Source organism: Noviluteimonas caseinilytica (assembly GCF_018406605.1).
GTDB classification, from domain to species: Bacteria; Pseudomonadota; Gammaproteobacteria; order Xanthomonadales; family Xanthomonadaceae; genus Noviluteimonas; species Noviluteimonas caseinilytica.
Window position 1 is genome coordinate 1252140 of the sequence record NZ_AP024545.1, and the last position, 11895, is coordinate 1264034.

Here is an 11895-nt window from a genome sequence, read left to right on the forward strand (position 1 = left end):
CGGCAAGGACAAGCCCACCGGGTATCCTGCCGCCAATGCCCCCGGTCCCCCGCCCGGTTTTCGCACGCCTTTGCCTCGCCGCGCTCCTCGCGAGCGTGGTGCTGCCCGCGTGGGCGGCCAAGGTCGCGCAGGTGCAGGTGAAAGGCCTGGATCCGGCGATGACCGAGAACGTGCGCGGCTCGCTGTCGCTGGTGGATGCCATCGGCAAGGACGTCTCGGGCCGCCGCCTCGCCTATCTCGTGCGCGAGGCAGAAGCCGAAACGCGCGAAGCCCTCGAACCCTTCGGTTACTACTCGCCGGTCATCGACGTGCAGCGCACGCGCGGCGCGGACGATGCGCCGGTCACCGTCACGATCACCGTGCAGCCCGGCACGCCGGTGCGCGTGCGCAACAGCGACGTGGGCATCTCGGGCGACGGCGCCAGCGACCATTACCTCAGCGCAGAGATCGCAGCGTTCAAGCCGAAGCACGGCGATGTGTTCGAACACGTCGTGTACGAGGACTCCAAGGCGCGCATCACGCGGCGCCTGGCCGAACGCGGGTACTTCGACGCGGACTTCGCCACGCGCAAGGTGGAGGTCACGCGCGCCGACCACGCGGCCGACATCTCGCTGCGCTGGACCAGCGGCCGCCGCTACGACATGGGCGTGATCGGCTTCGACCAGAAACCGAAGCGCGTGGTGCGCGACAGCCTGCTGCAGAAACTCGTGTACTGGAAACCCGGCGAGTACTACCACCAGGGCCGACTGGATCGCCTGCGCAAGTCGCTCACGTCGCTGGATTACTTCTCGCGCATCGAGATCCAGCCGCGGCCCGAAGATGCCGTGGACGGCCAGGTGCCGGTGGACGTGCACCTCACGCCGGCCAAGCGCGACATCTACACCGCCGGCGTGAGCTACGGCACCGACAGCGGCGGCGGCGTGCGCCTGGGCCTGGAGCGCCGTTACGTCAACGATCGCGGCCACAAGCTGCTCGCGCAGATCGACTACGCGACGCGCCGCAAGACCGCGACGGTGCAGTACCGCGTGCCCGCGTTCCTGTGGCTCGACGGTTGGTACACCGCCAGCCTGCAGGCGGCGGACGAACAGACCGACGACTCGGACACGCGCCGCCTCGAACTCGTGGGCAGCCGCAGCGGCGAGGTCAACAAGTACCTGACCGCGGTCGTCGCGTTGCACGTGCTGCGCGAGCGCTGGCGATTCCTGTCTTCGGACCCGCTGGCGCCGATCGAGGACTACAAGTACGCATCGATGCTGTTCCCGTCGGTGAGCGCGGAATACATCGACGCCGACGATCGCCTGTATCCGCGCCGCGCGCTCGGCGGCACGGTGCTGCTGCGCGGCGCGGTGGAAGGCGTCGCGTCGGACGCGACGTTCGTGCAGATCCACACGACGGCGCGCTGGTTCCATGGCCTGGGGCCCACCGATCGCCTGCTCGTGCGCGGCGAACTCGGGCACACCTTCACCAACGCGCTCGTCGAGATGCCGTTGAGCCTGCGCTTCTTCGCCGGCGGCGATCGCAGCGTGCGCGGCTACGGCTGGCGCGAGATCGGCCCGCGCAACGGCGACCTGGCCACCGGCGCGAAGAACGTCATCACCGGCAGCATCGAATACGAACGCTACTTCACGAAGGAATGGGGCGGCGCGGTGTTCGTCGATACCGGTGATGCGTTCGACAGCGAGAAGCCGGACTTCCACACCGGCGTCGGCATCGGCGTGCGCTGGCGCTCGCCGGTGGGCCCGGTGCGCGTGGACGTCGCGCGCGGATTGAACGGACCCGATGCGGGCTTCACGCTGCACTTCAACATCGGGGCGGACCTGTGAGGGGCGTGCCGCTCACGCCGGAACAGCGCGCGCAGCGCACGGCGGCGCGCAAGGCGCTGGCGCGGCGGGTGGCGATCCGCTCGTCGATCCTGGCGCTCGCGCTCGGCGTCGTGGTGGTCGCCTTGCTGTACTGGTTGCTCACGACGATCGGCGGGCGCGATGTGTTGCTGTCGCAGATCGTGTCGCGGTTGCCGCCGGGGGCGACGCTGACGTGGACGAGCGCGGAGGGGCCGGCGTCCGGGCCGCTGACGTTGCACGGCGTGCGTTTTGCTTACGCATCCGATCCGAAGCAGCCCGCGAAGCGCATGGTGTTCACCGCGCAGACGCTGGTGCTCGATCCCGCATTGCGTCCGCTGCTGGGGCGCACGCTGCGGCTCGACGCACTCGACGTGCGCGGTGCGACGCTCGACCTGCCGGTGAGTGACGAACCGTTCCAGTTCCCGCGCTGGCCCGAATCCCTGCCGCACATCGCGCCGCCGATGGCGCTGATCGCCGACACGATCCGCATCGATGGCTTCCGCGTGTCGCAGGAAGGCGCGCCCCTGATCGACATCCGCAGCGCGCGCGCCGGCCTGCAGGCATCGCAAGGACGCCTGCATGTCGAACACCTGACGGTGGACAGCGACCGCGGCCACTTCACGCTGCACGGCGATTACGTGCCGCGCCAGCGCTACCGCACCGACCTCCTCGCCACCGCGGTGTTGCCTGCACCGGCGGGTTCGACGGCGCCGCGCCTTGCGATGGTCGCGCGCGGGGATGTCGCGCGCCTGGACGTCGCGATCGCAGGCCGCGCCCCGGCGCCGCTGCGCGCCACGCTGGTGCTGCGCGGCGAACCCGATCCGCGCTGGCATGTCCGCGCGGTCGCGTCGGCGTTCGATCCCGCGGTGTTCACCGGCGCGCCGCCCGCGGCGGAACCGTATGCGTTCGACCTGATCGCCGACGGCACCGGCGGACGCGCGCGCGTGCAGGGACACGTCGTGCAAGGCGACATGCGCATCGATGTGCAACCGTCGAACGTGCGCCTGGAAGATCGCGTGCTCACCGTCGAACCGCTGGTGATCGATGCGCTGCAAGGCCGCGCGACGTTGCGCGGTTACGCGGACCTGCGCGATGCGGCGCGGCGCGTGCTGCGCTTCTCGGTGAATGCGCGCGGCTTCCGCTGGGGCGGCACGCCGACGGCGCCGGCGGTGATCGGCGATGCGGACTTCGGTGTTGCCGGCCGGCTGGAATCCTGGGCCGCGATCGGCAATGCAAGGTTGCTGCGCGAGGATCGTCGCGCGACGGTGCAGTTCGATGCGCGCGGCGACACGACGCACGCGTTGCTGCGCAAGCTCGACGCGCAGATGCCGGAGGGCACGCTGGAGGCGAATGGCGACGTGCATTGGTCGCCGGCGCTGGCGTGGCAATTCGACGCGCAGCTGGCGGGCTTCGATCCGGGCTATTTCGTGCCGGACTTCCCGGGCCGCATCGAGGGCACGCTGGAGACGCGGGGCCGCGCACGCAAGGGCGGCGGTTTCGATGCCACGCTCGATGCACCGCAACTGCGCGGCACCTTGCGCGGGCGCGCGCTGGATGCGCATGCCAACGTCGCGATGCACGGCGACGAGTTCGAAGGCGACGTGGTGCTCTCGCTCGGCGGCAGCCATGCGAGCGCGAAGGGCACGTACGGCCGCACGCTGTCGCTGGATGCGAAGTTCGATCCGTTGCGCCTCGACGACCTGTTGCCTGGCGCCGGCGGCGCACTGCGCGGCACCGCCACGCTGCGCGGCGCGCGCGATGCGCCCGACATCGCCGCCGACCTCGACGGCACCGGCCTGCACTGGGGCGACTGGCGCGCCGGCACGTTGCGCGCACATGGTCGCCTGCCGTGGCGCAACGGCGCCGGCACGCTGCACGTGGAAGCGGCGGACGTGCAGGCGGGCCTTGCGATCGACCGCGCGGTGATCGATGCGCGCGGTGCGTTCGAACGGCTCTCGCTGGATGCGAGCATCGCCGCGCCGATGGTGCAGGCCACGCTCTCCGGTGATGCGGTCAAGCGCGGCGCGCAATGGAGCGGCACGCTCGCATCCCTGCGGCTCGCGCCGGCAAAGGGCGGTCCATGGACGCTCGACCACGCGGCGCAATGGCGCTGGGATGGTCGCAACGGCGCGTTGTCGAATGCGTGCCTCAACGCGGCCGGCGGCGGCAGCCTGTGCGCGAACGCGGACTGGCCGCGCCATGGCCTCGACGTCCGCGCCGATCGCTTGCCGCTCACGCTCGCGACCCCATGGCTGCCCGAACGCACCGACGGCCGCCCGTGGCTGCTGCATGGCGAGATCGCGCTCGTCGGCCAGGTGCGACCCGTCGGCAACGCATGGCGCGGCACCGCGCGCGTCACGTCCGTCGACGGCGGCATGAAGAACAGCGAGCGTTCGCGTCGCGACCTGCTCTCGTACCAGGACCTGTCGCTCGACGCGCAATTCGATCCGCAACGCATCTCCGTCGTCGTCGGCGCGCGCGTCAACGAAGACGGCCGCCTCGACGCGCGCATCGCCACCGGCTGGGACGATTACGCACCGCTCGATGGCGACATCGCGATCCGCACCGACGCACTGACGTGGATGGAGCTGCTTTCCCCCGACATCGTCGAGCCCACCGGCCTGCTGGAAGGCCACGTCGCATTGGGCGGCACCCGCGCGCAACCCTCGCTCGGCGGGCAGGCGCACCTGTCGAACTTCGCGACCGAGTTGCCTGCGCTCGCGATCGCGTTGTCGGATGGCGACGTGCGCCTGGATGCGCAACCCGACGGCACCGCGCGCATCAATGGCAGCCTGCATTCGGGCGAAGGCACGCTGCGGCTCGACGGCACGCTGGGCTGGCGCGGCGAAGACACGCCGCTGGTGCTCAACGTCACCGGGCAGAACGTGCTCGCCGCCGATACGCGCGACCTGCGTGCGGTGATCGATCCGAACGTCGTGGTGCGTTATGCAGCGGGCAAGCCGCTCGAAGTGACGGGCACGGTGCGCGTGCCGTCGGCGCGGCTCGACCTGGAACGCCTCGACAGCGGCACGGCGAGTTCACCCGATGTCGTCGTGCTGGATCCCGCCGATCCCGAACGACAGGTCGCAACCCCGGTCGCGCTCGATCTCACGCTGGTGCTGCCGGAGGACGCGGTCGCGTTGTCGGGCTTCGGGCTCACGGGCGCGCTCGATGGCCAGCTGCACGTGCGCCAGCGCCCGGGCACCGAGATGATCGCCAGCGGCACGCTCGATGTGTCGGGGCGCTACAAGGCGTACGGCCAGGAGCTCGAGATCTCGCGCGGTGAACTCACCTGGTCGAATTCCGCGATCGCCAACCCGCTGCTCGACATCCGCGCCGAACGCCAGGTCGGCGACATCACCGCCGGCATCCAGGTGCGCGGGCGCGCGACGGCGCCGCAGGCGGAGGTGTGGTCGGATCCGGCGATGGACGAATCCGAAGCGCTGTCGTATCTCGCCCTCGGCCGCCCCATCAGCACGGCGAGCAACGAGGAAGGCAAGCAGTTGAATGCCGCGTCCGCGGCGTTGTCCGCCGGCGGCAGCCTGCTGGCGTCGCAACTCGGTGCGCGCATCGGCCTGGACGATGCCGGGGTGATGGATTCGCGCACCTTGGGCGGCAGTGTGTTCGGCGTGGGCAAGTACCTCTCGCCGAAGTTGTACGTCGGCTACGGCGTGTCGCTGCTCGGCACCGGCCAGGTGCTCACGCTGAAGTACCTGCTGCGCAAGGGCTTCGACATCCAGATCGAGTCGAGCACGGTCGAGAACCGCGGCTCGGTGAACTGGCGGAAGGAGAAGTAACCGCGCAAAGAAAGACCCCGGACCTTGCGGCCCGGGGTCGAAGCGGATCCTTGGGATCCGCAGGAGTTGCGTTGGATTTGTTATCCGATCAGAACGTCACCGACCACGAGTTGATGTAACCGGTGTCGCCCGCGGCGTTGTCGTTCACGCGAAGGTTCCACGTGCCGTTCAGCGCTTCGGTGGACAGGTTCACCGTGTAGGTGGTGTTGATGTTGTCCGTGCTGCCGCCAGCACGGTTGCTCAGCACGTAGACCGAACCGTCCGGCGCGACCAGGTCGACCTTCAGGTCGCCGATGTACGTGTGGACGATGTTGACCGCGACCTGCGCGTTGCTCGGCGCGTTGCCCGTGCGACCGGACACCGTGATCGGGCTGCTGACCGTGGTGTTGTCGCCGATCGCCACGTCGGTGCCGTTGGTGTAGGTCTGCGTCGAACCGCCGCCGCCACCAGTGGTGTAGTCGCCCGTCAGGCTGACGCCCGAGAAGGTCGAGTACGCCTTGAGGTTGACGTAGTACGTGCCCGCCGAAGCGGTCGCGAACGTGCAGGACTCGGCATTGCCGGTCTTGTACGGACGGCAGTCGTACACGGTGTCGGTCGGCGCGCTGCCGAACTTCACGTACATGTCCGCATCGCCCGTGCCGCCCGACATGGTGAACGTCAGGTTGGTCGCGCCCGCCGGGACCACCAGCGAGTACTTGGCATACGCGCCGGTCGCAGCGCCGATGCCGGTGACCGTGACGCCCTTGGTCAGCGCCGTCGTGCCGCCACCACCGCCACCGCCGCCCGCGCAAGAGACGCCGACCGCAGCGAACGCCGCCGTGACGTCGGCCTTGGTGTAACCCAGGTCGGTCGCCGCGGTTTCGACGCCGCACGCGCCGGAGTTGAACGTGCTGCTCGGGGTCCAGTACAGGGCGTTGGCGCGCGCCATCACCTTGAACGCCTTCGGCGTATCCCAGCCGGCCGTCTTGGCCAGGAGGCAGAACGCCTTGTTGTAGACGCCCGAGGAGTAGTGCACGTCGAGGCTGCTCGTGTACTGCGACGCGTTGTCGATCGAGCCACCGTCCTGCGGCGGGTTGCACATGTAGCGCAGCGCACCGGTCGGCGACTTGAAGATTTCACGGCCGACGTCGAAGTCGTTCGTGCCCTTCCAGTAGAACTCGGTCGCTTCGCCGCCCATGTCGGAGAAGGCTTCATTCATGCCGCCGGACTGGCCGGAGTAGGTCAGGTTGGAGTGCTGCTCGGTGTAACCGTGCGAGACCTCGTGGCCCGACACGTCGGCGTTGACCAGCGGATAGAACGTGCTGGCGCCGTCGCCGAAGGACATGTACGAGCCGTTCCAGAACGCGTTCTCGTAGCTGCTGCCGTAGTGCACGCGCATGATCAGCTGGAAGGACAGCGCATTGCCGCCGGTGTAGGCGTTGTACATGTTCTGGATCACGCCGCCGAAGAAGTGGGCGTCGTTGATCGGCGAGTACGCGCCGTTGATGGTCTTGTAGGTGTTGCGCGGGCAGGTGTACGTGAACGCGGTGACCTTGGTGCCGGTGGTGCCGGCCAGGTCGACCGACTTCACCTGCGCGTTGTTCATCGTGCAGGTCGTGCCCGACTGCGAGACGTCCAGGTACGGGTGCAGGCCGGTCGCGCCGGTGTACTCGTACTGGCCGGTCTTGGCGTTGCCGCCGGGGCCGGTGCCGATGAGTGCGTGCGTCAGGCCGTCCCACTGCTTGAGGATGCGGCCGCTGTTGGCGTCGATGATCACGAACGGACGCGTCGGCGAACCACCGCCGGCGGTGTCGGCATAGAACGACACGACGTACGCGACGTGCGCGCGGTCGTTGTCGTCGATGAAGATCATCTGCTCGGACTTCTCGTTCTCCGTGTGCATGAAGCCGACACGGTTGCCGAGGCCGGCGCTCTTGCCGAGCGCGAGGGCGTTGGCGGCGGTCATCTTCGGCGCGATCGCCGGGAGTTCGCCGGCCAGGCCGTTGACCATGCGGCCGAACATGTTGCGGACGTTGCCGTCCTTGCCTTCGGTGACCACCACGTGCTCACCGAACACCGGCAGGCCGCGGAAGGTCTGCTGGTAGCGGAAATGCTTGGTGCCGTCGCGGTCGGTGCTGGAGTTCAGCTCGCGCAGCGTGGAGTTGGAATCCATGCCGAGGAATTCGGCGTGGCGATCGCGCGCGGTGGCGGCGACGCCCATGCGGGCCGAGGCGGCCTTGTACTGCTGGTTGAGCTGGCCTGCATTGAGCTTCTGCAGGTCCACGCGCTGTGCCGCGGCGGCATTGCCGACGGTGAGCGCGAGGGAAACGGCAGCAGCCAACGCTGCCAGGCGATGGTGGTGATTCACTAGGTGGTACCCCCGAATGGTGTTTTGAAGTGAACCGCGGAAAAGTCCGCGGCTTGCGTTCCTTGCGGTCCTGCCTCCGGCCCCTGTCGTCGGTCCACCCCTGCAGCGGACCTGCGTCGCTCGGATCCCGCTCGCTTCTAATTCGAAATGTCGCGATCGGTCGGCGGACGCTAGGAGACGTTTGCGCGAATCGTCAACGCGGGCGCGCTCGCCGGCTGTCGCGTTCATCCAACCGCTTGTCGCGACGCAACAGGATGTTGCTCGGGAAACCGTTTTTTCTGCAGGAATAACGGGCGCTGCACTGCAATAGCAGCCGCTTGCGTTTCACGTGGTGCTAACGGGGGCGTTGTTGCACCGCAGCAGGCCGTTGCGCGAAACGCAACGTCACAGTGCCACCGGTCATGGGTCGGTGGCTCGCAGTCAGGTTCTGGGAGACGCGTCTCGCTTTTCGCGCTCAGGGCGCCAGGCCGACCTTGGCGCCGGCCAGCCGCGTGCGGCCTTCGACGATGTCGGTCCACGCCACGAAGGCGACGCCGCGACGCACGGCGAGCTTGGGGAATCCGGTGCCGCGGCCGCGACCCTGCAGGCGCGCGACTTCGATCTGCTGCGGCTTGCTTCCCTTGGCGTCGAAGCGCGCGAGCTGGAGCGACTGGCCGCGGGCGTCTTCGCGCAGCCACACGAGCCAGGTGGCGCTGTCGTCCATCGCGACGTCGACGCGGCCCTGCACCATCGGGCCGGCATCCACGTCGAGCGGGGCGTCGAAGTGGTCGCCCGCATCCGCGCTGCGCGCCAGGCGCACGATCGGGTGTTCTCCCGGCGCCGTATACCAGGCGACCGCGACGTTGTTGCCATTGGCCGCGACCGCGGGGCCGTTGAGCGGGCACGCGGGCATCTTCCAGCCATCGGCATGCACGACGACGGGCGTGCCCCAGGCCTTCGCGCCGCGACGGACGGCGACGATGTCGCGGATTTCGTCCGCGGTGCGATCGCGGTACACGAGCAAGGCGCCGCGCGGCGTGGCGGCGACGTCGGTGCCGCAGCAGTCGCAGGTGGAGGCGTCGATCTCGACGTCGTCGCTGCGCTTCATCGCGGCGTCGAACATCGCGCCGCGGACGGTCATTTCGCCGGCGTGCTCGTCGTGTTCGTCGTGGCCGGCGTGTGCGGTGGACATCGCAACCTTCGTCGCTTCGCCGCCGTGCATGTGCCCGGCGCCCGCGGTGTTGCGGCCATCGAGCCACGCGATGCCGAGGGTGTCCTGGCCCGCGGGCCACAACGCGACGAAGCCGTGTTCGGTGCCGGTGGCATCGTCGTTGACGGCGACGGGCGCGGACCAGTGCACGCCGTTGTCGGGCGAACGCGTGAGCAGCACGTCGGAGGCGTGCGGCGAGGCGGCGTTGGCCGGCGCCTGCAACCAGTGCGCCCACAGGCCGCCGTCTTCGGTCATCAGGATGTGCGGCGTGTTCGCCCAGTTGGCGCTGAGCGTGCGGCCGACGACGATGGTCTTTGGCGCCGATTCCCACGTGTCGTCGCCGAGGTAGGTGGCATAGACGAGCGCGTTGCGATCGCCGAGTTTCCGGATCCAGCTGAGGAGCAGGCGGCCATCGGGGCCGACGGCGAGATCCGGCTGCGCGGCGCCGTCGACGGTGGGCAGCGCCCATTCGTTGACGACCAGCGTGCCGGGTTTCGCAGCGGTGGCCGGCGTGACCGCGGCGGCGGGTGCGGTGCCCGCGTCGCGCTGGCAGGCGGCGAGGAGCAGCGCGCAGGCGAGCGTGCTTGCGGCGATCGAAACGGGGGCCGGTCGGTTCATGGCGCGAGCGTACTCCGGCCGCGGCGCAGGCGGCGTCAGGATCAGGCGACGCGCGTGGCGCGTGCGCGGGACAGGTGCACGAGCAGCAAGGAGATCGCCGCGGGCGTCATGCCGGGGATGCGTTGCGCCTGGCCGATCGTCTGCGGCCGCACGCGCGCGAGCTTCTGCTGCACTTCGGCGGACAGGCCGCGCACGCCGGCGTAATCGAACGCGTCGGGGATCGGCGTGGTTTCGTGTTTCTGCTGGCGCGCGATTTCGTCGCGCTGGCGATCCAGGTAACCGGCGTACTTCACGCCGATTTCGACCTGCTCGGCGACCTTGGCGTCGTCGACGCCGGGGGCGAGCGCGGGCACGGTCATCAGCTTCGCGTAGTCGAGCTCGGGCCGCTTCATCAGGTCGAGCGCGTTGGCTTCGCGCGTGAGCGTGATGCCGAGGGTGGCCTCGAGTTCGCGGCCGAGCGCGTTGGTCGGCGTGGCCCAGGTGCTGCGCAGGCGATTCGATTCGCGTTCGATCGCCTCGCGCTTGGCTTCGAAGCGCGACCAGCGTGCGTCGTCGACGAGGCCGAGGTCGCGGCCGGTCGGCGTGAGGCGCAGGTCGGCGTTGTCTTCGCGCAATTGCAGGCGGTATTCGGCGCGCGAGGTGAACATGCGGTACGGCTCGTTGGTGCCGTGGGTGACGAGGTCGTCGACCAGCACGCCCAGGTACGCCTCGTCGCGGCGCGGCGACCACGCGTCGCGCTGCTGCACGTGGCGCGCGGCGTTGAGGCCGGCGAGCAATCCCTGCGCGGCGGCTTCTTCGTAACCGGTGGTGCCGTTGATCTGGCCGGCGAAGAACAGGCCGGACACGGTCTTGGTTTCCAGCGAGGCCTTCAGCCCGCGCGGATCGAAGAAGTCGTATTCGATCGCGTAGCCGGCGCGCGTGACGTGCGCGCGCTCGAAGCCGCGGATCGACTGCACGAGCGCGAGCTGCACGTCGAACGGCAACGACGTGGAGATGCCGTTGGGATAGATCTCGGCGACGTCGAGGCCTTCGGGCTCGACGAAGATCTGGTGCGAGGCCTTTTCGGCGAAGCGCACCACCTTGTCTTCGATCGAGGGGCAGTAGCGCGGGCCGATGCCTTCGATCTGGCCGGTGTACAGCGGCGAGCGATCGAGCGCGCCACGGATGATGTCGTGCGTGCGTTCGCTGGTGTGCGTGATCCAGCACGAGACCTGGCGCGGGTGGTCGTCGTGCGAACCGACGAAGGACATCACCGGGCGCGGATCGTCGCCGGGTTGTTCTTCCATCACCGCGTAATCGAGCGTGCGGCCGTCGATGCGCGGCGGCGTGCCGGTCTTCAACCGGTCGACGACGAAGGGACGCTCGCGCAGGCGCGCGGCCAGCGTGGTGGCGGGCGGATCGCCGGCGCGGCCGGCGGCGTACTGCGTTTCGCCGACGTGGATCTTGCCGGCGAGGAAGGTGCCGGCGGTCAGCACGACGGCGGGCGCTTCGAAGCGCAGGCCGGTTTGCGTGATCGCGCCGCGGACGGTGTCGCCGTCGATCAACAGGTCGTCGACGGCCGCCTGGAAGACGGTGAGGTTGGGCTGCGTTTCGACGATGCGGCGGATCGCGGCGCGATACAGCGAACGATCGGCCTGGCACCGCGTGGCGCGCACGGCGGGACCCTTCGACGCATTCAGCGTGCGCCACTGGATGCCGGCGGCATCGGCGGCGCGCGCCATCGCGCCACCGAGTGCGTCGATTTCCTTGACCAGGTGTCCCTTGCCGATGCCGCCGACCGCGGGGTTGCAGCTCATCGCGCCGACCGTCTCGACGTTGTGCGTGAGCAACAGCGTGCGTGCGCCGGCGCGGGCGGCCGCGAGCGCGGCTTCGGTGCCGGCGTGGCCGCCGCCGATCACGATCACGTCATGGCGGAAGAAAGGGGACGTCATGGCGAAAACGAAAGGCTCCGGGCGCGCGCATTCTAGTCCCGCGCGTGTGCGTCAAGGTTGCTGAACGTGCTTGCGAAAAAGTTGGCACGCTTCCTGCGACATATCCCATGCACCCGACATGACAAGGCGCCCAGTGCGCCGCCGGATTGGAACAGGGGCCGGCAGCGTTACA

5 protein-coding genes are annotated in these 11895 nt (G+C 69.3%); 2 read left to right on the forward strand and 3 right to left on the reverse strand.

Going from position 1 to position 11895, the window contains the following annotated elements; translation table 11 throughout:
* The first annotated feature begins 35 nt into the window (after nucleotides 1–35).
* Both LYSCAS_RS06180 and LYSCAS_RS06185 read left to right on the forward strand, forming a co-directional pair.
* The gene (locus LYSCAS_RS06180; RefSeq protein WP_213436758.1) at nucleotides 36–1823 is read left to right on the forward strand and encodes an autotransporter assembly complex protein TamA; all 1788 of its coding nucleotides are present in this window, start codon (nucleotides 36–38) and stop codon (nucleotides 1821–1823) included.
* Nucleotides 1824–1828: 5 nt separating this feature from the next.
* The gene (locus LYSCAS_RS06185) at nucleotides 1829–5638 is read left to right on the forward strand and encodes a translocation/assembly module TamB domain-containing protein (protein WP_213436760.1); all 3810 of its coding nucleotides are present in this window, start codon (nucleotides 1829–1831) and stop codon (nucleotides 5636–5638) included.
* Between the two features lie 88 nt (nucleotides 5639–5726).
* Here the strand turns inward: LYSCAS_RS06185 and LYSCAS_RS06190 are convergent, their stop codons facing one another.
* The 3 genes from LYSCAS_RS06190 to mnmG all read right to left on the reverse strand — a co-directional run bounded on the left by LYSCAS_RS06190 (nucleotide 5727) and on the right by mnmG (nucleotide 11723).
* Complete coding sequence (locus LYSCAS_RS06190; RefSeq protein ID WP_213436762.1) at nucleotides 5727–7958, reverse strand: M4 family metallopeptidase; 2232 nt, start codon at nucleotides 7956–7958, stop codon at nucleotides 5727–5729.
* A 481-nt stretch (nucleotides 7959–8439) separates the two neighbouring features.
* A complete protein-coding gene (locus LYSCAS_RS06195) occupies nucleotides 8440–9792 on the reverse strand; it encodes a hypothetical protein (protein ID WP_213436764.1) in 1353 nt (450 codons plus the stop codon).
* 41 nt (nucleotides 9793–9833) lie between these two features.
* Nucleotides 9834–11723 (reverse strand): tRNA uridine-5-carboxymethylaminomethyl(34) synthesis enzyme MnmG, encoded by a 1890-nt coding sequence (gene mnmG / locus LYSCAS_RS06200; RefSeq protein ID WP_213436766.1) that lies wholly within the window; start codon nucleotides 11721–11723, stop codon nucleotides 9834–9836.
* Nucleotides 11724–11895 lie beyond the last annotated feature (172 nt).

Excerpts from the sequence above, each read along its gene's own strand:
- mnmG (WP_213436766.1), bottom strand. The coding sequence starts at position 11,723 with ATGACGTCCCCTTTCTTCCGCCATGACGTGATCGTGATCGGCGGCGGC.
- LYSCAS_RS06180 (WP_213436758.1), top strand. The coding sequence starts at position 36 with ATGCCCCCGGTCCCCCGCCCGGTTTTCGCACGCCTTTGCCTCGCCGCG.
- LYSCAS_RS06195 (WP_213436764.1), bottom strand. The coding sequence starts at position 9,792 with ATGAACCGACCGGCCCCCGTTTCGATCGCCGCAAGCACGCTCGCCTGC.